This is a genomic window from Streptomyces diversicolor (assembly GCF_057537855.1).
This window is the reverse complement of sequence record NZ_BAAJXA010000006.1, coordinates 182,724-204,644: the sequence shown is the minus strand read 5'-3', so window position 1 is coordinate 204,644 and position 21,921 is coordinate 182,724. Positions and strand designations below refer to the sequence as shown.

Here is a 21,921-nt window from a genome sequence, read left to right as displayed (position 1 = left end):
GCCCGCACCGGGGGCGGGTGCCGAGACCGCGGGGGCGGGTGCCGAGACCGCGCCGCCCGGGACCGTACCCGGCCGGTCCGCGCACCCCGGGGTACGCGCCGCTCGCCGCGGCGGTCACCATAGGGTTCGACCGATGTCCGGCCGGCGCACCAGCGTGAGCGTGGGGCTCGGCACCGCCGTCCATCTGGCCTGCTCGACGCCCTGTGAGCGGCCCGGGAAGAGGAGTCCGTTGAACACCGGCAGCTACTACGAGCGCATCGACGAGCACCGCTTCAAGCCCACCCCGCACGCGAGCGGCGCCTGGGGCCCCGACGAGCAGCACTTCAGCCCGCTCGGCGGGCTCATCGTGCACGCCGTCGACGGGTATCTGGCCGGGCGCCCGGACACCGGTCTGGTTCCGGCCCGGATCAGCTATGACATCCTCGGGCGTCCGGCGCTCGACGAGTGCGAGATCCAGGTGGAGAGCGTACGCCCCGGGCGCACGATCGAACTGCTCGAAGCCGTCGTCCTGATCGCGGGCCGCCCGGTGGTCAGGGGCCGTCTGTGGCTGCTGGCCGGCCTGGACACCACGAGGGTGGCCGGCGGCGCCGGCGACGGGCTCCCCGCCCCGGACCGGTGCGACCGGTGGACGATGAGCGAGCTGTGGCCCGGCGGCTACATCGCCTCCCTGGACGTGCGCACCGTCGCCCCGCCCCGGCCGGGCCGCACCACCGCCTGGGTCACCACGGACCTCGACCTGGTGGCGGGCGAGCGGGCGAGCGCGCTCGCCCGGTACGTCACCCTCGTCGACACGGCCAACGGCATCGCCGTACGCCAGTCGCCCACGGCCTGGATGTTCCCCAACGTGGACCTGACCCTCCATCTGCACCGCCGCCCCACGGGCCGCTGGGCCGGCCTCGACACGACGGTCGTCTTCGGCCCCACCGGACAGGGGCTGACCAGCACGGTCCTGCACGACGCCGAAGGACCGGTCGGCCAGGCCCAGCAGATCCTCACCGTCCGCCCCCTGCCCGGCAACGACACCTGACCGCCAGCCGTGCGGAAAGGGCCGTTCGGCACTGGACTCGGGGCGGGCCGGCGCGGCAGCGTGGCGGGGGAAGGGCTGTTCGTGGGAGGTGGACGCGGTGGAAGCCAAGCAGTGGACCGTGCAGATCTACATCACCGAGGAGGGCGACGACACGCATGCGCGTGCCGTGCTGACCACCCGGGACACGTCCCGCCTGACCGGGCGGGGCCTCGCCCGGCGCAATCCGGTCGACCGGCCGATCCCGGAGGTCGGCGACGAACTGGCCGCCAGCCGGGCCCTGGAGGACCTTGCCGTACGGCTGCATGACGTGGCCGCCGACGACATCGTGCAGATGGCCGGGCCCGTCCACCGCTGACACCAGTGGGTGCCGGGCACATGGGCGCCCCTGTGGGCGACGGCGCCCGCGGGGGCGCCTCGGCGTGCGCGCGGGTGCCGGCCGTCAGTCCGGGAGCATCAGGAGGAACGTCTCACCGGGGTGGACGCCGACCGTGCGGTCGGGCAGCCGGAGCTCGACCGGGGGAAGGTCGGACGGCGGGACGGCGACCTCCAGTTTCCCGTGCTCCAGGCGCAGCCGGACGCCCCAGTGACCCCGGTAACGCAGCGAGAACCCGTACGACGACAGCTGCGGCAGCGGCACCGGATCGAGCCACAGCGCCCCCTGCCGGGTCTCCAGTCCGGTCAGTCCGCGCTGGACGAGGTCCAGGGTGCCGGCCATGGCACCCAGGTGGATGCCCTCGCCGGTGGTGCCGCCCTGGAGGTCGGCGATGTCACCGCGCAGGGCCTCCTGGCAGAACATCCAGGCGTCCGCGCGCCTGGCCCGGGCCAGGATCCAGCCGTGGACCAGGCCGCTGAGGGTGGACCCGTGGCTGGTGCGGCGCAGGTAGTACTCCACGGTGCGCCGCCACGTCTCCTCGTCCAGCCGATGCCCCAACCGCTCGAAGAGGGAGCACAGTTCGGCGGGTGAGAAGAGATAGCCGAGCATCAGCACGTCGGCCTGCTTGGACGCCTTGTAGCGGTTGACGGTGTCGCCCTCGGCCTCCAGGATCCGGTCCAGGCGCCGGATGTCGTCGTAACGCTTGCGGTAGTACTCCCAGTCGAGTTCGGCGAGGTCGCCGTACCCCTCGAACTGACTGATCACCCCGTCGTGGAACGGCACATGGAGGGTGCGGGACACCTCCTCCCAGCGCTCGGGCTCGTCGTCGGCGAGGCCGATGCCCTCGACCAGTTCGCCGCGCCGCGGCTCGGGCAGGGTGCGCAGCAGCTCCACGGCGCGGGCCAGCACCCAGGCGGCCACCACATTGGTGTACGCGTTGTCGTCCAGGCCCGGGCGCGGCGCGTCGGGATAGGCGTCGTGGTACTCGTCGGGGCCGACCACGCCGAGGATGCGGTGCCCGCCCCGGTGGGTGTCATGGTGGGCGGAGTCCGCCCAGAAACGGGCGATCTCCAGCACCATCTCGGCGCCCTCGGAGTGCAGGAACTCCGTGTCGCCGGTCGCCTCGCAGTACTGCCACACGTTGTACGCGATCGCCGAGCCGACGTGCCGCTGGAGGTGGGAGTGGTCCGGCAGCCAGTGCCCGGAACGCGGGTTGAGATGCAGCCGCTGCGCCTCCTCGCGGCCGTCGCTGCCGCTCTGCCACGGGTACAGCGCGCCCCGCCGGCCGATCGCGCGGGCCGCCGCGCGGGCCTGGCCCAGGCGCCGGCGGCGGTAGCGGAGCAGGGCCCGGGAGACCTCCGGGAAGTGCAGGTTGAGGTAGGGAAGCACAAACAGTTCGTCCCAGAAGACATGGCCGCGGTACGCCTCCCCGTGCAGCCCGCGGGCGGGCACGCCCACGTCCAGGTCGGCGGTGTGCGGCGAGAGCGTCTGGAGCACATGGAACAGGTGCAGCCGCAGGATGTGACCCGCCCGGCCGGGTACGTCGAGGCCGGTACGGGTCCACAGCCGGTCCCAGGCCGTACGGTGCCCCGCGAGCAGTTCGCCGAAGCCGCCCGCGGCGCCGACCCGGTCGGTGGCGGCGCGCAGCGGGTCGCTGATCGCGAGGTCGCGGGAGGTGTGCAGGGCGACGGTCTTGTCGACGCGGACCGTGCGGCCGGGGGTGAGGCTCAGGCGCAGCCGCTGCACGGCCCGCAGGTGTTCGTGCGCGACGGTCACCGGCACGTCCGCGCTCAGACGCGCGGCCAGGGCGATCCGGATGTCCGAGGTGCGGGTGCGGCAGTGCAGCCAGATGGTGTCGGGGGCGGCGGCACCGGTGAGCACATGGGTGAGATGGCGGCCGTCCAGATCGCGGTAGCGGGCCACGCCCGAGGTGCTGACCCGGCCGTCGAGGGCGGCTTCGACGTCGAGTGCGCCGGCGAAGCCCTCGGCGGTGAACTCGGTGCGCAGCGCGGCCAGATGGGGGTCGGCCATGTGGACGAGGCGCAACTGCCGCACGAACAGCACCCGGCCGTCGCCGAGCCCGTAGCGGGTGTGCCGCTCCAGCAGGCCGGAGTCCAGGTGCAGGACCTTGCGGTGGCCGAGCACTGTCGCGGTGTCGGGGGTCAGCCAGTCGTGCCCCGCGGGGCGAAAGCGCAGCGGCAGCCAGTTCGGCAGGTTGACCAGGTCCTCGTTCTCGATCTGCCGGCCCGCCACCTCGGAGGTGAGCCGGTCGTAGCAGCCCGCCGCGTACGTGCCGGGGTAGTGCACGTCGTCGGCCACGCACTCGGGCAGCGCGCCGCGCGTGCCGAAGTAGCCGTTGCCGAGGGTGCACAGCGACTCCCTGAGCCGTTCGTCAGCGGGGTCGTAGCCGTCGTACTCCCAGGTCCAGCCGGTCACTGCGGCCCCCTTCGTCGCGTCCTGCGGGCCCGTCCGGTCCTTCTTCTCCAGGGGCCACGTCATCGCCGCCGCCTCTCCTCGGGCCGCCGGTGGTGCGGCACGGGGACGCCCCTCGTCTCACCCTCGCACCGGTGGGCGGACGGTGCGAGGCGGTTCGTCCGCCACCGGGGCCGAACGACCCGGGGTGCGGTCCGTGCGGCCCGTGGCGTCCGGCCGGGCGCGCGGACACGCTTGAACAAAGAGCCCCACGGCGCTGGGCGCCGCCCCGCCTCGGGCAGCGAACGAAAGGAGCCGGTGCGATGACCTCCGCCACCACCCTGAACGCGGCCCTCGCGGCCGAGCACCGCGAACGACTGATGCGGATCGCCCGCGAGGTCTCCTTCGAGGCCGGCACGCGGCTGTTCGAGGAGGGCCGACGGGCCGACCGGCTGTGGATCGTGCGCACCGGTACCGTCGCCCTCGACCTGCATGTGCCGGGGCGGCGTGCGGCCGTCGTCGAGTCCCTCGGCCCGGGTGAACTGGTCGGCTGGTCCTGGCACTTCCCGCCGTATCTGTGGCAGCTGGGGGCCGAGGCGGCGAGTCCGGTGCGGGCGTACGAGTTCGATGCGGGGACCGTGCGGTCTCTGTGCGCGCAGGATGCGGAGTTCGGGCGGGCCGTTGCGGTGTGGGTGGGGCGGGTGGTTGCGCAGCGGTTGCATGCGTCGCGTATCCGGTTGCTCGACTTGTACGCGCCGTACGGCAGTGGGCTTCGGCCCTGACCTCGGGTTTGGCGGGGACGCCTATTGACTCGGAGGTTGCGGGGGTTCGGCGGGTGCGGGAGCTTTCGCCTATTAGCTCGGGGGTTCGGGAGAGTGGCGGGTGCGGGGGCGTTGTGGTTGATCGCGCCGTTCCCCGCGCCCCTGTCGGGGCGGCTATCGGGTGGGGAGGGGGGCTTGCCAGGTCAGGGTGGTGCCGCCCTTGGGGGGTGTGGTGAGGTGCAGGTGGCCGCCCAGTTGTTCGGCGCGTTCCGCCAGGTTGCTCAGGCCGCTGCGCCGGCCCCCGGGCGGGATGCCCACGCCGTTGTCGGCGACCGTGAGCCGCACCTCCCGGCCGTCCGTGGTCAGCACCACCTCGGCCCGGTCGGCGTGCGCGTGCCGGGCGACGTTCGTCAAGGCCTCGGAGAGCACGGCCACGACATGGTCGGCGACGTCCCGCGGCACATCGGTGTCGACCAGTCCCTCCATGCGCACACTGGGCGCGAACCCGAGCACCGGCGCGGCCTCCCCGGCCACCCGTACCACGCGGGCCCGCAGCCCCCCGCCGTCGGCCCCGCCCTCCCGGGCGCGCAACCCGAAGATGGTGGACCTGATGATCTTGATGGTCTCGTCCAGGTCGTCCACGGCCCGCAGCACCCGTTCGGACGCCTCCGCGTGCTCGATGAACCGGCCCGCGCTCTGCAAGGTCATCCCGGTGGCGAACAGCCGCTGGATCGCCAGGTCGTGCAGATCGCGGGCGATCCGGTCGCGGTCCTTGAGCACCGCGATCTCCTGGGCGTCCTGGCGGCGCTCGGCCAGTTCCAGGGCGATCGCGGCCTGGGCGGCGAAGCCCTGCAGGGTCTCGGTCTCCTGCGCCGAGAACAGCGCCTGCCCCAGCTCGCGCACCAGCAGGACCACGCCCCGCACACCGCCGCCCGTGCCGATCGGGACGGCCACGGCGGGCCCGAGCCCGTCGAACCGCGGGGGCTGCTGGGAGACCCGGTCGTCGTCGGAGACGTCCGCGCTGGTGACCGGCGCGGCGGCGGCGAAGGCGAGCCCCATCAGGCTCTCCTCCATGGGCAGCACCAGACCGCGGTGCGCGTCGGAGTCCGTCCCGACGGCGATCTCCACGGTGAGTGACCCGGTCTCCTCCATCGGCAGCGCCACCGCCGCCAGGGCCGAGCCGGTGATCTCCCTGGCCCGGTCGGCGATCAGAACGAGGGCCTGGGCGCGCTCACTGCCCGCCATCAGGCTGTGGGTGATCTCCGCGTTGGCCTCAAGCCATCGCTCACGCAGCCGGGACTCCTCGTACAGCCGGGCGTTGTCGATCGCCACGCCCGCCGCCACGGCGAGCGTGGACAGCACCGACTCGTCCTCCTCGTCGAACTCCGCCCCGCCGCGCTTCTCGGTCAGGTACAGGTTGCCGAAGACCTGGTCGCGTACCCGGATCGGGACGCCGAGGAAGGTGTTCATGGGTGGGTGGTTCGGCGGGAAGCCGTAGGACGCCGGGTGCTGGGAGATCTTCGCCAGCCGGAGCGGTTCGGGGCGTCGGATCAACTCGCCCAGGATGCCGTGTCCTTCGGGGAACGGGCCGATCTCGGCGATCTGCTCCCCGGTGACGCCGACCGTGTGGAAGGCCGACAGCCGCCGCCCGTCCGGGCCGATCACGCCGAGGGCGCCGTACTCGGCGTCGACCAGCACCAGGGCGGCCTCCACGATGGAGTGCAGGGCCTGTTCGAGATCCAGTTCCCGGCCGACCGAGAGCACCGCCTCCAGCAGGCTGTGCACACGGTCACGCGTGCCGCGGGCCGCGTCGATACGGGCCTGAAGTTCCTCCAGCAGCTCGTCCAGCTTCAGCTGCGGCAGCCGGACGCGGGCCTCCCGGAACTCGCCTGAGCTTCCCACCTGCGTTCCTCCAGCTGCCCTCGTGGGCACCGCCCGGCCTGTCATGTGCCACGGTAATGGTCCACGGCCCCGGGCGGTACGGGTACGGGATTCCCGGCGGGGCCGCACGGCGCACCGGGCAGGGCCGGTCGGCCCTGGTGGCGGGCGCCCGGCAGCGGCGACAGTGGGCTCAGGAGCGGCACCGATCCCCCGCGGTGTCGCTCCGTCCGTACCCGGTGCCCCGGCGCGGCCCGAGCCCGGTGCCGCGGCACCGCCGCTGACCGCCCGACCGCCCCGGGCGCGGCCGGCCGACGGGACTCGGCCGGCCGGGCGAAGGTCGTTTCCTGGGCCGAAAGACCCTAGCGAAACCGCCCGCGGCGCGGTTCGAATGATCTGTCCGATCCGTCCACGGCCGCTCGCGATGTCACCGCGGCACCGCGCAGCGCGCCGCGCACCCGTACGGAAAGCCGCGATGACCAGCAACGACGACCGACCGCGCCGGAGCGTGGAACTCGACCGGGCCGAAGCCCTGCGGCTGCTCGGCAGCGTGCCGCTGGGCAGGATCGTCTTCACCCGGCACGCGCTGCCCACGATCCGCCCGGTCAATCACGTCCTGGACGGCGGCGACATCGTCATCCGCACCCACGAGGGCGCGGAGCTGACGTCGCACGCCCGGTGGGCCGACGGCTCGGGCGTGGTCGTCGCCTACGAGGCCGACGCCATCGACCCGGACACGCGCCTCGGCTGGAGCGTGGTGGTCACCGGCTACGCCCGGCTGGTCACCGACGCGGACGAACTGGCCCGCTACCAGCGGCTGCTGCACCCGTGGGTGGCGCGCACCATGGACCACGCGGTCCGTATCCGCCCGGACCTGGTCTCCGGGATCCGTCTCACCGCGGACGGCGCGCCGCCGTCCCGGCCCGTGCCCGGGTGAGGCGGTTCACGGGGCGAGGTCCAGTCGGTAGAGGGTGCGGCCGCCGACCAGTTCCCGCCCGGTGACCAGTTCCGGCGCGATGCGTACGAAGACCTCGTGCGGCGAGGGCGCCCAGGAGCGCGGGCCGGTGCGCACCAGCCGTTCGTGTTCGGCGGCGTCGGTGACCACGGTGGCCGCGCCGGTGACGACGACGCTCCAGCCGGACTGCCGGTCCGGGTCGACCTGGTCGGCCTCGAAGGCGACCACCGATCCGTGGATCGCCCGCACGAGTTCCGAGGCCGCGGAGGTGCGCAGCAGCACGGTGCCGTCGGCGTCCAGGGAGAAGTTCACGGGAAGCACCGCCGGCAGCGCCTGACGCGTGTGCACGATGCGGCCGACGGGCGCCTTCGCCAGCAGCCGCAGGCACTCCTGCCGGTCCAGCTCGCGGAATCCGTCGTTCGCGTACATCTGCGTCCCGCCTCTCACCTGGGTACGGCCGTGGTGGCCCGTCCATCCTGCGCGCGGGTCCGCACCGGGCACGAGGGCCGTCGGTCCCGGCGGCCCCGGCGAAGGACCCGGGACCGGACCGGTCCTGGGCCGGACCGGTCCTGGGCCGGACCGGTCCCGGTTCAGACGGTGATCCGGCGCCCGGTGAGGGTGTACGGGTCGATGCGCACCCACAGGTTCCGGTGGCCGCCCGCCCACGGCGTGCTGTACGCCCGGGCCACGAGCCGGCGTTCCTCATCCGGGTCCGTGACGGCCCGGGCGTGTCCGCGCGCCAGGACGCTCCAGCCCCGGCTGAACGCGTCGTCGATGCGGTCGACCTCGAAGGCGACCTGGCAGCCGGCGGCCAGCGCCGGCGTGGTGCCCTGCGCGGTCCGGAAGACGATCGTGTCGTCGACGACGCTGTAGTTGACGGGCACGATCACCGGGCCTGAGACCGTGGGCACGCCGAGCCTGCCCACGCCGTGCGAGGCCAGCAGGGAGCGGCACTCGTCCGCGCTCAGCTCCGTGAACTCGGGGGCGCGGGCGGCCCGTCCGGGACCCGGCGGCAGGTTCGCCGTGCCGCCCGTGAGATCGTTCACCGTGGTCTCAAGGACCTCGGCGAGCCGCATGAGGGTGCCGCTGCCCGGTGCAGCGCCGGGATGTTCCTCCAGGTAGCGGAGGTAGCTGGGCGCCATGCCGGCCCGCGCGGCCGTCTGCCGCCGCGACAGGCCGAGCTGGGTGCGCCGGGCCGCCAGCCGCCGGCCCAGATCGCCCAGGGGCGTGCCCTCCGCCACGTTGGTCAGGGAGTGTTCCGTCATGGCCGTCACGTCCTCTCGTCAGGCGTCCCGAACGGCCACGTCGCGCGCTTCCGCACCGAGCGCCGCCTTGAACGGGCGGTCTCGGCGGCCCGCGCCGACCGGCGGATCCGGGTCCGGAACCGCCCCCGGATTCAGCTTGTGCGCGGTCCTGGGGCCGCGCTTGGGCCGGTCGGGCCCCGTTGTCCGGCCGACGGGGCCCAGCCGTCCGCGGGCCCGCCGGGACCGATGGACCCTGCGGGCCCCTCGTCGGGTACCGACCGGCCCTTCCGCAGGCCGGTTCCACGGGCTTACCTCGTTGCATGACGCAGAACCGGACCGGTTCCGGCCCGCCGCCCACGGCGCGGGTCGTCGACGGGGCGACAGTCGTGACGCTGCACGGTGAGATCGATCTGCTGGTCGCCTCCCACCTGTCCGCACGGCTCGACGCACTGACCGCCGGACCCCGCCCCGACCTGGTGCTCGACCTGCGCACGGTGGACTTCATCGACTGCGCAGGGCTCGGCGTGCTGTGCCGGACCCGCAACCGGGTGCACGACCGGGCCGGCCGGCTGCGCCTGGTGACCGACAGCGCCGCCTTCCTGCGGCTGCTGAAGGCCACGGGTCTGATGGACGTCTTCGAGGTGTACCCGCGGCTCCCGGTCCTCGGCGACGACTGACCGACGCGGCCGGGACACGGCCGGCCCGGCCGGAGCGCTCCCCGGGGACGCGGGTGGTGGTCCGCGGGGCGGGCAGGGAGGTGCCGCATGCGATTCGAGGACCGCACCGACGCCGGACGCCGCCTGGCCCGGCGGCTGGAGCCGCTGCGCGGCACGGACGTGACCGTGCTCGGGCTGCCCCGGGGCGGCGTGCCCGTCGCCTACGAGGTGGCCCGGGAACTGGCCGCGCCCCTGGACGTGCTGGTGGTGCGCAAGCTCGGCGTGCCCTGGCAGCCCGAACTGGGATTCGGCGCGATCGGCGAAGGGGGCGTGCGGGTGCTCAACGACGACGTCGTCGCGGACACCGGCCTCGGACCGGGCGAGCTGACCGCCGTCGAGGAGGCGGAACGGGCGGAACTGGAACGGCGGCTGCACCGGTACCGGGCCGGCCGCGACCCGGTGCCGGTACCCGGGCGGACGGTGGTGATCGTGGACGACGGCGTGGCCACCGGTGCCACCGCGGAGGCCGCCTGCCGTGTCGTGCGGCACGCGGGCGCGGCCCGGATCGTGCTCGCCGTGCCGGTCGGCGCGCAGCACACGCTCGCCCGGCTGCGGGGCGTGGCCGACCAGGTCGTGTGCCTTCAGACACCGCGCCATCTGGGCGCGGTCGGCGCCTGGTACCACGACTTCACGCAGACCGGTGACGACGAGGTCGCCGCGCTGCTCGGGCGGGCCGCCGGGCCCGCACCCGCCGCCCGGCCGCACCCGCCGAACCGGGAGGTCGAGGTGCCGGCCGGGAAGGTGCGGCTGGCCGCCCGGTTCGTGCTGCCCGACCGGGCCCCCGCCGTGGTGGCGTTCGCGCACGGCAGCGGCAGCGGCCGGCACAGTCCGCGCAACCGGTATGTGGCCGCCGTACTCAACCGGGCCGGTCTTGGCACGCTGCTGCTCGACCTGCTCACCGAGGACGAGGAACGCGACCGGCACAACGTGTTCGACATCGTGCTGCTGGCCCGCCGGCTGCAGGGCGCGTCCGCCTGGCTGCGCCGGGAGACCGGGCTGCCGGTCGGCTACTTCGGCGCGAGCACCGGCGCCGGGGCGGCGCTGGAGGCCGCCGCCGGCGACCCCGGTGTCGGCGCCGTGGTCTCCCGCGGAGGCCGTCCCGACCTCGCCTCCCCCGCCGCGCTGGCCCGGGTCCGGGCGCCGACGCTGCTGATCGTCGGCAGTCGCGACACGCGGGTGCTGAGCCTGAACCGGCTGGCCGCGGACTGGCTGCGCTGCGAGCACCGGCTGGCGGTCGTGCCGGGCGCGAGCCATCTGTTCGCCGAGCCCGGCACCCTCGCCGCGGCCGCGGCCCTGGCCCGCGACTGGTTCGACACCCACCTCGGGCACCCGGGGGCGACGAGTCGCGAACCCGCGAAGCCCGAAGCGGAGGCGCCGGGAACGGAGCGCGGCTGAGCGCTCCGCTGGAAATGCCGCGCTGTGCCGTCGGTCGTCTGCGGCGCCGTCGTGGCTGGTCGTGCCCGCGCGGCGGAGCCGCATATCAATGCAGCCCCGCGCCCCTTCGGGACGCGGTCGAACCGCAGCGCCCGGCGCCCACTCTGCCCGTTTTATCCGCCCTGTCTGTTCCATTTGATCCATCCGGTCTGTCCGGTTTGCCGGGTGGCGCCGGACAATGGACGTACCGCGGGAGTGCTCCGCGGGGCGGCACCGTCCGGCCTTGTCCGCCGGGCGGGCGGTGGCTCGGGGACCGGGAGCCGGAGGGCGAGGCGAGAGGTTCGTGAAGGAGACGCTGTCCCTCGGCCGGATCGCCGGCGTGCGCGTCGGGCTGCACTGGAGCGTGCTGGTCATCGTCGTACTGGTGACGCTCGTCCTGGCCCGTGGCCGCTTCCCCGCGGCCCATCCGGGCCACTCCGCCACGGTCTACTGGGCGCTCGCGCTGCTGACCGCGGTGGTCTTCCTCGTCTCCCTGCTCGTCCACGAACTCGCGCACGCGGTGGTCGCGCGGCGCAACGGCGTGCAGGTCGACGGCATCACCCTGTGGATGCTGGGCGGCGCGGCCCGGCTGCGCGGTGAGGCACCGTCGCCAGCCGCGGAGCTGCGCATCGCGGGTGTGGGGCCGCTGACCAGCGCCCTGGCCGGCGGGGTGTTCGTCGGCCTCGCGGAGTGGCTGGCGGCGCTGCGGGTCTCCGGGCTGCTGGTGGAGGCCGTGGCCTGGCTGGCCGCGATCAACGTCGTACTGGCCGTGTTCAACGCGCTGCCCGCGGCCCCGCTGGACGGCGGACGGCTGCTGCGGGCGTTCCTGTGGCACCGCACCGGCGACCGGCTGCGGGCCACCCGGGGCGCGTCGGCCGCGGGGCGGGGGCTCGGCTGGTTCCTGGTGGCGGCCGGTTTCGCGGCCGTCCTGTTCGCCGGGAACCTCTCGGGCCTGTGGTCGGCGCTGATCGGGTGGTTCCTGATCGCGGCGGCGACCGCGGAGGTGCGGCAGGCGGAGATGCAGGGCGCGCTGAAGGGCGTGCCGGTCGGCCGGGTCATGACCGCGGACCCGGTCACGGTCCCGTCCTGGACGACGATCGCCGGCTTCCTCGCCGAGGGGCCCTTCGGCCCCTACCGGCACTCCGCCTTCCCTGTGGTCGCGCCGGACGGCTCGGTGGCCGGGCTGTTCACCATGGCCATGGCCGACCGCACCCCGCAGCGGGCCCGGTCCCGGACGACGGTGGGCGACGTGATGCGCCGCCTGCCGGACGTCGTGACCGTCGCCCCCGACGAGCCGGTCGTGGACCTGCTGCCCCGGTTGCAGGGCAGCGGCATTCACCGGGCCCTCGTGCTCGACGGCGATCGGCTGGTCGGCATCGTCACCCTCGCCGACATCACCCGCGCCCTGACCTGGCCCACCACAGCACCCCGCCAACCGCTCTGACCCGGCCCCGCCGCCTGCGGGCCCGCCGCCTGCGGGCCCGCCGCTCCCGACGGGGTGCACGCACGCGCCCGGACCGGTCCGTCGCCCCGCCCGGCCGGCCCACGACGCCCGGCACGCTTCGCACGGTCCGCGAGCAGGAAGACACCCACTCGGCGCCCCGGACACAGCCGCGACCACGTCCGCCGCGCAGACCGCTGCCCGGCACAACAGGGCAGGCTCTCGCCCTTCGCCGGAGCGGCGGGCCCGTGCCGCCGCCGCAGGGTCGTGCTCCGGGCGACGGCGGGCGGCGGGGTGGCGTCAGGCGGTCCAGCTCCAGTCCGCGACCTCGGGCAGATCCGCACCGTGCTCACGGATCCAGGCGTGATGACGGGTACGCGCGTCCACCATCGCCTGACGCACCCCGGCGGCCCGCACGGCGAGCCCCGGTACCCGGTCGATGACGTCCATGACCAGCCGGAAGCGGTCGAGGTCGTTGCGGACCACCATGTCGAACGGGGTGGTCGTGGTGCCGGACTCCTTGTAGCCCCGTACGTGCAGATGCCCGTGGCCGTGGCGGCGGTAGGCGAGCCGGTGGATCAGCCACGGGTAGCCGTGGTAGGCGAAGATCACCGGTTTGTCGGCGGTGAACAGGCCGTCGTACTCGAAGTCGGTCATACCGTGCGGGTGCTCCTCGTGGGGCAGCAGCCGGGTCATGTCGACGACGTTGACGACGCGCACGGCGAGCTGGGGCAGATGCCGGCGCAGCAACTGCGCGGCGGCCAGCACCTCCTGGGTGGGCACGTCACCCGCGCAGGCGAGCACCACGTCGGGTTCGTCGCCGTTCTCGGTGCCGGCCCACTCCCAGACGCCGGCGCCGCGCGCGCAGTGGACGCGGGCCTGGTCCATGGACAGCCAGTCGTAGCACGGCTGTTTGCCGGCCACGATGACATTGACGTAGTCGCGACTGCGCAGGGCGTGGTCCGCGACGGACAGCAGCGTGTTCGCGTCCGGCGGCAGATAGACCCGGACGACCTCGGGGCTCTTGTTGAGCACGTGGTCGACGAAGCCGGGGTCCTGGTGGGAGAAGCCGTTGTGGTCCTGCCGCCACACATGGGAGGTCAGCAGGTAGGTGAGGGAGGCGACCGGCGCCCGCCAGGGCAGTTCGCGGGACGTCTTGAGCCACTTGATGTGCTGGTTGACCATCGAGTCGACGATGTGCACGAACGCCTCGTAGCAGGAGAACAGCCCGTGCCGGCCGGTCAGCAGATAGCCCTCAAGCCAGCCCTGGCACACATGCTCGGAGAGGATCTCCATCACCCGGCCGTGCCGGTCGAGGTGTTCGTCCACCGGAAGGATCCGTTCCTGCCACGCCTTTCCGCTGGCCCCGAAGACCGCCTCCAGCCGGTTGGAGGCGGTCTCGTCCGGGCCGACCAGCCGAAAGTCCCGGCGGTCCCGGGTGTCCGCCATGATCCGTTCGAGGAGGCCGCCGAGGACCCGGGTCGGTTCGTGCGGGCCGCCGCCCGGCTTGTCCACCGGTACGGCGAAGTCGTCCAGGGAGGGGATGGGCAGTTCGCGGACGAGCAGGCCGCCGTTGGCGTACGCAGTGGCGCCGAGCCGCGCCCGGCCGGCCGGAACGCAGGCGAGGACGTCGGCGACCGGCCGGCCGGCCGCGTCGAACAGCTCCTCGGGCCGGTAGGAGCGCAGCCACGCCTCCAGTTGCCGCAGATGCCCGGGGTTCTCCCGGACGCCGGGCAGCGGAACCTGGTGGGCGCGCCAGGTGCCCTCGACCGGTACGCCGTCGACCTCGGCGGGCCCCGTCCAGCCCTTGGGGGTGCGCAGCACGATCATCGGCCAGTGCACGCGCTCGGTGCCGCCCTGCTCGCGGGCGGCGTGCTGGGCCCGTGCGATGCGGTCCAGGGCGTCGTCGAAGGCGGCGGCCAGAGCGCGGTGCACCTGCGCCGGGTCGTCGCCGGACACATGGATCGGTTCGTGTCCGTAGCCGCGCAGCAGCGCGTCCAGTTCGGGCTCGGGCAGCCGGGCGAGCACGGTCGGGTTGGCGATCTTGTAGCCGTTGAGGTGGAGGATCGGCAGGACGGCCCCGTCGTGCACCGGGTCGAGGAACTTGTCGGAGTGCCAGGATGCGGCCAGCGGGCCGGTCTCCGCCTCGCCGTCACCGATGACGCAGGCGACCAGCAGACCGGGGTGGTCGAACGCGGCCCCGTAGGCGTGGGCGAGGGAGTAGCCCAGTTCGCCGCCCTCGTGGATCGAGCCGGGCGTCTCCGGGGCGACATGGCTCGGCACGCCGCCGGGGAAGGAGAACTGCCGGAACAGCCGCGCCATCCCGGCGGCGTCCCGCGACACGTCCGGATAGGTCTCGCTGTAGCTGCCCTCCAGCCAGGAGTTGGCCACGACGGACGGCCCGCCGTGCCCGGGGCCCCACACGCACAGGGCGTCGAGGCCACGCGCCTTGATCACCCGGTTGAGGTGGGTGTACACGAGGTTGAGGCCGGGTGAGGTGCCCCAGTGGCCGAGCAGCCGCGGTTTGATGTGCTCGGGGCGCAGCGGCTCGGTCAGCAGCGGGTTCGCGAGCAGGTAGATCTGCCCGGCCGCGAGGTAGTTGGCGGCCCTCCAGTGGGCGTCCAGGGTGCGCAGTTCCGCGTCGGAAAGTACGGTGGCGTCCTGGTGTTCGGCAGGGGACATGGGGGGCTCCGGAAGTCATCGGCACGGGTCATCGGGGTGGAGGCGGCATGGCCGGCAAGCAGGCGGCAAGGCTGCCGCGCAAGACGTACGAGAAGGAACTGCTGCGGCTGCAGACGGAGTTGGTCAAGCTCCAGGAGTGGGTGCGCATGCGGGGCGCGCGCCTCGTCGTCATCTTCGAGGGGCGGGACGCGGCGGGCAAGGGGAGCACCATCAAGCGGGTCACGGAGTATCTGAACCCGCGGGTGGCGCGGATCGTGGCGCTGCCCAGGCCGACCGAGCGCGAACGCACCCAGTGGTACTTCCAGCGGTACGTGGCGCATCTGCCGGCCGCCGGGGAGATCGTGCTGTTCGACCGGTCCTGGTACAACCGGGCCGGTGTCGAGCAGGTGATGGGTTTTTGCACCACGGAGGAGTACCGGCTTTTCCTGCGGCAATGCCCGCTCTTCGAACGGATGCTGGTGGAGGACCGGATCCTGCTGCGCAAGTACTGGTTCTCGGTGAGCGACACGGTGCAGCAGGAGCGGTTCAGGCGGCGCCTTGAGGATCCCGTGCGGCGCTGGAAACTGTCGCCGATGGACCTGGAGTCGATCACCCGCTGGGAGGCGTACTCCCGGGCGAAGGACGAGATGCTGGTGCACACGGACATCTCCGAGGCGCCGTGGTACGTCGTGGAGAGCGACGACAAGCGCCGTGCGCGGCTGAACATGATCGCCCATCTGCTGGGCTCGGTGCCGTACCACGAGGTGCCTCCGCCGGTGCTTGAGCTGCCGCACCGGCCGCCGTCGACGGGTTACGAACGCCCGCCGCGCGATCTGCAGACCTATGTACCGGACCATGCGGCGAGTCTGTGAGCCGCTCATCCCGGCTGCGGGACGACGGCGACCGGGCAGGCGGCGTGGTGCAGCACACCGTGGGCGACCCGGCCCAGCCTGAGACCGAAGTGACCGTCACGGTGTCTGGCCCCGACGACCAGCAGGTCGGCGCCGGCGGAGAACTCGGCCAGCACCCGCCGGGCCGGACCCTCGACGGTGTGCCGGTGCACCCGCACGTCGGCCGGTGCCAGGCGCAGTGCCTCATCGAGCGCCTCGGCGGCCAGTTGCGCGTACAGCCGGGCGGGTTCGTCGGCGAACAGCGGGCTGTCGGCGCTCGCGAACGCGGGGGTGCGCCAGGCCCGTACGACGTCCAGCGGCACCCCGCGCAGCCGCGCCTCGTCCAGGGCGAAGCGCACGGCCGCCGAGTCGGCGGGCTTCTCGCCGACGCCCACCACGACCCGGCCGCGCGCTTTTGAGCCGGCTGGGTCGCCGGGGCCGCCGCGCACCACGATCACCGGGCCGTGCGCGCGGCCGGCGACCGTCGTCGCGACCGAGCCGAGCAGCGCCTCGGCCAGGCCGCCGCGTCCGCGGGAGCCCACGACCACCGCGGCGGCCAGTCGGCTCTCCCGGATCAGCGCGTACTCCGGTTCCTCGGGCACCGACTCGGCGGTCACCCGCAGCCCGTCCTGGCGGCGCCGGGCGCGCAGCACCGCGCTCGCGAGGACGTGTTCGCCGGTGACCTGCCCGGACGGCCTGCCGAGGTCGTGGGCGAGCGCGGCGCCCTCGTAGCGCTCCCACAGGGAGCCGTACACCACTTTGAGCGGCGCCCCGCGCAGCGCGGCCTCGTCGGCGGCCAGGTCGACCGCCCGCAGGCTGTGCTCGGAGCCGTCGGCACCGACGACGACCGGCCGGTCCATCGCGCTCACCGTTCTGCGCTCGAATCGAGGCCGATCCCGGCGAGTGCGCCGGAGGTGCCCGGGGTGCGCGGGCCGATGACGCGGGCCATGTTCGTCCACCTCCGCGGTAAGGGGACAGGCGGGGCAGGGGGTTGCTGTATGCCGTCCGGTGCCAGCCTGGTGGTCGCGGGGCGCCGCGCGGCAGGGGCCGCTGGTCCCGTGTCGGGTCCGCCCGGCCCGTGCGGCGGCCGGGGCGAGGGGGCCGGTCGGCCCTAGTGCCGACGGGCCGGACGGGTGATGATCCTTGTCGTGGGCAGCCGGCCGTCTGCCCTCAACCCGGGAACGAGGGACGCATGACCGAGACACGCACCTTCACGGAGCAGGACCCCATCCGCGTGTTCCTGCTGGACGACCACGAGGTCGTACGACGCGGGCTGGCCGATCTGCTCGACTCCGAGCCCGACATCACGGTGGTCGGCGACGCGGACACGGCGGAGCACGCGCTCGTCCGCGGTCCGGCGCTGCGCCCGGACGTCGCCGTGCTCGACGTGCGCCTCCCGGACGGCGACGGCATCACGGTCTGCCGCGAACTGCGCGACCGCATGCCGGACCTGGCCTGTCTGATGCTGACGTCGTTCGACGACGAGGACGCGCTGCTCGACGCCATCATGGCCGGTGCCTCGGGCTATGTCCTCAAGCAGATCAGGGGCTCGGACCTGGTCTCGGCGGTGCGGACCGTCGCCTCGGGCCAGTCGATGCTGGACCCGGCGACGACGGCCCGGCTGATGCGTTCCCTGCGCGCCGATCCCGCGGAGACTCCCGCCGTGCCGTCCGAACTGGCGAGTCTGTCGCCGCGCGAGCGGGACATCCTCGCCCTGATCGGCGACGGGCTGACCAACCGGGAGATCGGCAGGAGGCTCTATCTGTCGGAGAAGACCGTCAAGAACCACATCTCGCGGCTGCTGGCCAAGCTGGGTGTGCAGCGGCGGGTGCAGGCCGCGGTGCTCGCCTCCCATCTGGACCAGCCGGAGCCGGGCGGACGCCCGGCCGGATGACGGCCCCGAAGGCCCGGGGCGTCCCCGCGGGACCGCCGGGGCCCGCGGGGCGGCGGATCAGGCGCCGTGGTGGATCTCGACGTGCCTGGCCTCGGCCTTCTCGCTGCCCATCCCCACGCTGACGGTGAGGATCCCGTCGGTGTAGTCGGCCCTGACGTCGTCCTCGTCGGCGCCGGGCGGCAAGGTGACGCTGCGGCTCATGGTGCCGTAGCGGATCTCGCTGCGGTTCTTCTCCACGTCCCGTTCGCTGCGTTCGGCCTTGACGGTCAGCATCCCGTCGCCGATGACCACGTCGATGTCCTCCGGGGACAGTCCTGGCAGTTCCGCCCGCAGGACGTAGCGGCCCTGCTCCATGTAGTCCTCGACGCGGACCGTGTACAGGTCGCCCATGGTCGGCATCGCGAACCGCGCGGGGAAGGTCTCGAACCAGTCGGGAATCTCCGGGAAGGAAAACCTCTGCCTGCGTGTCAGTGACGTCATCGCCGTACCTCCTCGGCCGTGGTTGCGGCTGCTGGCACTTCCAGTGCACCGCGCCGCCCGTCGGCCCGCTGAGGCCGAACAGCCCATGCCCGGGGCCCCAAGGTCCCTTTGCGGTCCGCGACGCGGGTCACGGCCCCTCGGGGCGCACGATCACGACGGGACAGCGCGCGTGCTGGGCGATGTGCTGGCTGACGGAGCCCAGCAGGGCGCGGGCGAAACCGCGCCGCCCGTGACTGCCGACGACCAGCGCCTGAGCGCCCTCCGCCGCCCGCAGCAGCACGTCCACCGGATGGCCGCGCACCAGCAGTGCCCTGACCGAGCCCGCCGGCTCGGCCCCCAGGGCCTCGCGCAACTGCTCGGCGAGCCGTCGCCGGGCGTTGTCCTCGTCGAAGTCGCTGTCAACGGGTGGCGCCGACCAGCTCTCGATCCCGGGCATCTCCCATGCGGCCACCGCGTCCACACGGCCGCCGACGAGGCCGGCGTAGCGTACGGCCCAGCGCACCGCCGCGTGCGAGGACGGCGAACCGTCGACGCCCACCACGATCCGCGGCTCCGTCCGAGTGTCCATCCGTCCCGCCTCTCCCGCGGCCCACTGCCCGCCGCGCCGAGCGTCCCGCTGCGTCCTTCTGCGTCCTCCCGCGTCCTTCTGCGTCCTCCTGCGTCCTCCTTCCTCCACGCTGCGCCGGTCCCGGCCGCACCGCCACGGAAGAGCGGCCGGGGGCGGCGCGTCCGGGTGGCCCGGCGCGCGGGGTCAGCCGGCCCGGGCCGCCGGCCGCGACCAGGTGACGGCGAGCCGCTCGCCCTCGTCGACGACGTCGGTGCCCAGTTCGGCGCAGGCGCGCCCGAGCCGGTCGGCGATCCAGGCGTACTCCGCCCGGTCGGCGAGCCGGGTGTGGCAATGGTCGAGGGCGAGGGGGACCGCCTCGGTGCGCAGCGGGCCGTGCCCGTCGAGGGTGACCAGCCAGAGCAGGCCGAGGTCGTTGCGGAGCGCCGGGTGGACGGCGTAGTCGTCGATGAAGTCGCCCAGATCGAACAGGACGTGCCGGGTGAAGCCGTGGAAGACGTGGGCCGAGTGCCCGGCGACCAGACCGGCCCCGGCCCCGGTGAGCACGGGCGCGGCCCGCAGGACGTGCGGGACCGGGCGCGCGGTCATGTTCGGCCCCCAGTGCGCGCTGACCAGCACCAGGTCCGTCTCCTCGCAAAGGGCGCCGATCGTCTCGGTGAGCCAGGCCGGTACGTCCTTGCGCCACAGGTCGGCGTAGGCCACGCCGGGGCGGTCGGTGTCCGCGGCGAACTCGGGGGGATGGTCGGTGACGGCGACGACGCCGATGCGCAGTCCGCCGGCGTCCAGGCGCAGCGGTGCGCGGGCCTCGGTGCGGGTGGGGCCGGCGCCGACGCTGCGGATGCCCGCCCGGGCCAGCCGGGTCCTGGTGTCCAGGAGCGCGTCGGGCCCGTAGTCGAGGGCGTGGTTGTTGGCCAGGACCGCCACGTCGACGCCCAGTGCGGCCAGTACGTCGGCGGCCCGCGGCGGGGCCCGGAAGAAGAAGGTCTTTCCGGGCAGGTCCACCGGGCGCCCGCGGTCGGAGACGCAGCATTCGAGGTTGAGCAGGAACAGGTCGGCGTCCCGTACGGCGTGGTGCACGGCGGGGCTGAACAGGGGGCGGGGTGTCTTGTGGGCGAGGGTCTGGGCGACGTCACGGCCCAGCATGGCGTCGCCCGCCAGGGCGAGGGTGACGGCCATGACACGCACCTCCGCTCGCTCGCCCGGTGCCGCCCGCCCCGCGCGCCGCGGACGGGGCGGCGATGCCGGCCGGCCGGCCGGCCGGTCGACGCAGTGGGGGCTCCGCCGCGTGCCGGGGCGGGAGCCGGGCCCGCGCGGCCGTCCGGGGGTACGCGACGACGGACACCGCCGTCCTTGCGTTCCCGCGCGCGGGCCCGCCCCGCCCGTGATCACCGCCGCTCCGCGCCGTCACGCTGCACGGGCGGGGCGAGGTGCCGAGGAGGCAAGGGGCACCCGACGGACGGGCGCCCGCACCGCGGATCTCCCGGGCCTGTGGCCACCCTCGCACCCGGTGCGTCACCCCCGCAGGGGCCGAACGGCCCCACCCCGGGGCCGATCGCCCCCTGCATGCCGCACGAATCCCGCCGGCCGGCGCCGTGGCCGTGCCGGTCAGTGTCCGGCGGATCCCGGGGCGCCGCCCGCTCCTCCCCCGGCGCCCGGTCCGCCCCCGGTGCCGGCACCGGCGCCGTGTCCTGTCAGCACCAGTTCCTTGGCGCGGCGGAACTCGTCGTCCGAGATGTCGCCGCGGGTGCGCAGCTCGGAGAGCTTGGTGAGTTCGTCGGCGCTGCTGGGGTGCGGCGCGCCCGCGGCGGTCCTGCGGACGTAGCTGTCGAACGCCTCCTGCTGCGCATGCGCCTGCGCCAGTTCGCGGCGCCCCATGTCCCTGCCGCGGACGACGAGGTAGACGAAGACGCCGAGGAAGGGCAGCACGATGACGAAGATCAGCCAGCCCGTCTTGGCCCAGCCGTTCAGGGCGTCGTCGCGGAAGAGGTCCAGGACGACCCGGAACAGCAGGACGAACCACATGATCCACAGGAAGAACCAGAGCATCGTCCAGAACGCGCTCAGCAGCGGATAGTCGTACGCGAGGTACGTCTGCGCGGTCATTGCCGTCCTCCGTCCCGGGCAGCCGCCCACCGGGTACCGCCTCGTCGTGTACCGCTTCGTGGCCAGCGTGCACGGGGCGACGGCGGGACGGCCTCACCCGGGACGGGTGAGCGTACGCGTCGGTAACGGGCACCCAGGCAGCCCGGACCCGGCCGAGGGCGGGCGTGCGGTGCGGGCGCGGGGCCCGGTCACCACCCGCTCGACTCGACCGCGACCACCGGCACCAGGTCGTTGCGCAGGGTCTCCAGGAAGGTGACGGTCTCGGCCGCCACCGAGCGGTGCTGCACGTCGTTCAGGACGTCGTGGTGGGCCCCGCGGACCACGGCGAGGCGGGCGCGGGGCAGGGACTTGGCGAGGTGGGCGACGGCGTCGCGGTCCGCCAGCGGGTCGGCGTCGCCGATCAGGAGCAGGGCCGGGACGGTGAGGCCGGCGCCGTACGCCGCCGTGAGCAGCGCCTGCGGCACCGGGGCGGCGAGCCGGCCGCGCCGCACCAGGGGGTCGTGGGTGAGGGTGTCCCGGTGCACGGGGCAGGAGGTGCGTACGTCCAGTTCGTCCTCCCAGTCGCCGCCCGCCGCCGCGGTACGGCCCGGCAGCCCGGCGAGGACGACGGCCCGCGGCAGCCGCGCCGCGGCGAGGTCCGTCCGGCCGAGCAGCGCGGCGACCGCGGCGGCGCCGGTGTCGGCGGCGACCAGGACGACGGGCTCGACCACGCCGTCGCCGGACGCGGTGGCCGCGACGGCGTCGGCGAGCCGGGCGCCGAAGCGGGCCAGCGACCCGGACAGATCGTCCGGGTCGATGTCGGGCGCGTCGACGACGCGGACGCGGTAGGCGTCGGCGGCGAGCCGCCTGCCCAGCCGGGCGTAGGTCGCCGGGCTCTCGCCCCTGCCGGGCACCACGACGACGGTGCCGCGGGTGCGGACGCCGTCGGGGGTGTGGTGGTCGGCGTGGCCGGCGCTCTCGCCCGGCTGTTCGGTGTTCTCGGTCATCTCGCGCTCACTCTCCTGAGTGCTCGGGCTCGGTCGGCGGCGCCGCCGACCCGGTACGGACGCCACGTCGGGCGCGCCGCGTTCCGGACCCGTACACCGCGCTGCCGGGCAGCGGATCGGGC

Annotated in this window: 20 protein-coding genes; 9 read left to right on the top strand and 11 right to left on the bottom strand. The window is 74.2% G+C overall.

The features are described from left to right. Positions 1 to 229: 229 nt before the first annotated feature. Both AC27LF_RS09300 and AC27LF_RS09295 read left to right on the top strand, forming a co-directional pair. On the top strand, positions 230 to 1,027 hold the full coding sequence (locus tag AC27LF_RS09300; protein WP_479663431.1) for a thioesterase family protein: 798 nt from the start codon (positions 230 to 232) through the stop codon (positions 1,025 to 1,027). Between the two features lie 88 nt (positions 1,028 to 1,115). Then, complete coding sequence (locus tag AC27LF_RS09295) at positions 1,116 to 1,382, top strand: DUF1876 domain-containing protein (protein ID WP_404026800.1); 267 nt, start codon at positions 1,116 to 1,118, stop codon at positions 1,380 to 1,382. Positions 1,383 to 1,466: 84 nt separating this feature from the next. On the opposite strand, the gene AC27LF_RS09290 is transcribed toward AC27LF_RS09295, so the two are convergent. Then, entirely contained in the window at positions 1,467 to 3,836 is a 2,370-nt protein-coding gene (locus AC27LF_RS09290) for a glycoside hydrolase family 65 protein (protein WP_479663430.1), read from the bottom strand. A 299-nt stretch (positions 3,837 to 4,135) separates the two neighbouring features. On the opposite strand from AC27LF_RS09290, the gene AC27LF_RS09285 reads away from it, so the two are divergent. Next, positions 4,136 to 4,594, top strand: a complete 459-nt coding sequence (locus tag AC27LF_RS09285) for a Crp/Fnr family transcriptional regulator (protein WP_479663382.1) — start codon at positions 4,136 to 4,138, stop codon at positions 4,592 to 4,594. A gap of 153 nt (positions 4,595 to 4,747) precedes the next feature. Here the strand turns inward: AC27LF_RS09285 and AC27LF_RS09280 are convergent, their stop codons facing one another. Beyond that, positions 4,748 to 6,475: a sensor histidine kinase gene (locus AC27LF_RS09280; RefSeq protein ID WP_479663381.1), complete on the bottom strand. Its 1,728-nt coding sequence runs from the start codon at positions 6,473 to 6,475 to the stop codon at positions 4,748 to 4,750. A gap of 451 nt (positions 6,476 to 6,926) precedes the next feature. Here AC27LF_RS09280 and AC27LF_RS09275 point away from each other — a divergent pair, with 451 nt between their 5' ends. Beyond that, entirely contained in the window at positions 6,927 to 7,388 is a 462-nt protein-coding gene (locus AC27LF_RS09275) for a pyridoxamine 5'-phosphate oxidase family protein (protein WP_479663380.1), read from the top strand. Between the two features lie 6 nt (positions 7,389 to 7,394). Here the strand turns inward: AC27LF_RS09275 and AC27LF_RS09270 are convergent, their stop codons facing one another. Both AC27LF_RS09270 and AC27LF_RS09265 read right to left on the bottom strand, forming a co-directional pair. After that, positions 7,395 to 7,835: a pyridoxamine 5'-phosphate oxidase family protein gene (locus AC27LF_RS09270; protein WP_479663379.1), complete on the bottom strand. Its 441-nt coding sequence runs from the start codon at positions 7,833 to 7,835 to the stop codon at positions 7,395 to 7,397. A gap of 161 nt (positions 7,836 to 7,996) precedes the next feature. Further along, positions 7,997 to 8,671, bottom strand: a complete 675-nt coding sequence (locus tag AC27LF_RS09265) for a helix-turn-helix domain-containing protein (protein ID WP_479663378.1) — start codon at positions 8,669 to 8,671, stop codon at positions 7,997 to 7,999. Positions 8,672 to 8,970: 299 nt separating this feature from the next. Here AC27LF_RS09265 and AC27LF_RS09260 point away from each other — a divergent pair, with 299 nt between their 5' ends. The 3 genes from AC27LF_RS09260 (at position 8,971) to AC27LF_RS09250 (ending at position 12,223) form a co-directional block, all read left to right on the top strand. After that, the gene (locus AC27LF_RS09260) at positions 8,971 to 9,327 is read left to right on the top strand and encodes an STAS domain-containing protein (RefSeq protein WP_479663377.1); all 357 of its coding nucleotides are present in this window, start codon (positions 8,971 to 8,973) and stop codon (positions 9,325 to 9,327) included. Positions 9,328 to 9,414: 87 nt separating this feature from the next. Beyond that, on the top strand, positions 9,415 to 10,761 hold the full coding sequence (locus AC27LF_RS09255; RefSeq protein ID WP_479663376.1) for a phosphoribosyltransferase family protein: 1,347 nt from the start codon (positions 9,415 to 9,417) through the stop codon (positions 10,759 to 10,761). Between the two features lie 322 nt (positions 10,762 to 11,083). Continuing rightward, positions 11,084 to 12,223, top strand: a complete 1,140-nt coding sequence (locus AC27LF_RS09250; protein ID WP_479663375.1) for a site-2 protease family protein — start codon at positions 11,084 to 11,086, stop codon at positions 12,221 to 12,223. 297 nt (positions 12,224 to 12,520) lie between these two features. On the opposite strand, the gene AC27LF_RS09245 is transcribed toward AC27LF_RS09250, so the two are convergent. Next, a complete protein-coding gene (locus AC27LF_RS09245) occupies positions 12,521 to 14,902 on the bottom strand; it encodes a phosphoketolase family protein (protein ID WP_479663374.1) in 2,382 nt (793 codons plus the stop codon). A 47-nt stretch (positions 14,903 to 14,949) separates the two neighbouring features. Between AC27LF_RS09245 and ppk2 the strand changes: the two genes are divergently transcribed. Beyond that, entirely contained in the window at positions 14,950 to 15,753 is an 804-nt protein-coding gene (ppk2, locus tag AC27LF_RS09240; RefSeq protein WP_479663373.1) for a polyphosphate kinase 2, read from the top strand. A gap of 5 nt (positions 15,754 to 15,758) precedes the next feature. Here the strand turns inward: ppk2 and AC27LF_RS09235 are convergent, their stop codons facing one another. Next, positions 15,759 to 16,631, bottom strand: coding sequence for a universal stress protein (locus tag AC27LF_RS09235; RefSeq protein WP_479663372.1), 873 nt, complete (start codon positions 16,629 to 16,631; stop codon positions 15,759 to 15,761). A 332-nt stretch (positions 16,632 to 16,963) separates the two neighbouring features. Between AC27LF_RS09235 and AC27LF_RS09230 the strand changes: the two genes are divergently transcribed. Then, positions 16,964 to 17,665, top strand: coding sequence for a response regulator (locus AC27LF_RS09230; protein WP_479663371.1), 702 nt, complete (start codon positions 16,964 to 16,966; stop codon positions 17,663 to 17,665). A 57-nt stretch (positions 17,666 to 17,722) separates the two neighbouring features. Here AC27LF_RS09230 and AC27LF_RS09225 read toward each other — a convergent pair whose 3' ends face one another. The 5 genes from AC27LF_RS09225 to AC27LF_RS09205 all read right to left on the bottom strand — a co-directional run bounded on the left by AC27LF_RS09225 (position 17,723) and on the right by AC27LF_RS09205 (position 21,799). Then, positions 17,723 to 18,145 (bottom strand): Hsp20/alpha crystallin family protein, encoded by a 423-nt coding sequence (locus tag AC27LF_RS09225; RefSeq protein WP_404026770.1) that lies wholly within the window; start codon positions 18,143 to 18,145, stop codon positions 17,723 to 17,725. A gap of 127 nt (positions 18,146 to 18,272) precedes the next feature. After that, a complete protein-coding gene (locus AC27LF_RS09220) occupies positions 18,273 to 18,713 on the bottom strand; it encodes a universal stress protein (protein WP_479663370.1) in 441 nt (146 codons plus the stop codon). A 183-nt stretch (positions 18,714 to 18,896) separates the two neighbouring features. Beyond that, positions 18,897 to 19,886 carry a CapA family protein gene (locus AC27LF_RS09215; RefSeq protein ID WP_479663369.1) on the bottom strand — a complete coding sequence of 330 codons (990 nt, stop codon included), beginning with the start codon at positions 19,884 to 19,886 and terminating at the stop codon, positions 18,897 to 18,899. A 429-nt stretch (positions 19,887 to 20,315) separates the two neighbouring features. Further along, positions 20,316 to 20,813 carry an SHOCT domain-containing protein gene (locus AC27LF_RS09210; RefSeq protein ID WP_479663368.1) on the bottom strand — a complete coding sequence of 166 codons (498 nt, stop codon included), beginning with the start codon at positions 20,811 to 20,813 and terminating at the stop codon, positions 20,316 to 20,318. 188 nt (positions 20,814 to 21,001) lie between these two features. Continuing rightward, the gene (locus AC27LF_RS09205) at positions 21,002 to 21,799 is read right to left on the bottom strand and encodes an alpha/beta hydrolase (RefSeq protein WP_479663367.1); all 798 of its coding nucleotides are present in this window, start codon (positions 21,797 to 21,799) and stop codon (positions 21,002 to 21,004) included. Positions 21,800 to 21,921: the final 122 nt, after the last annotated feature.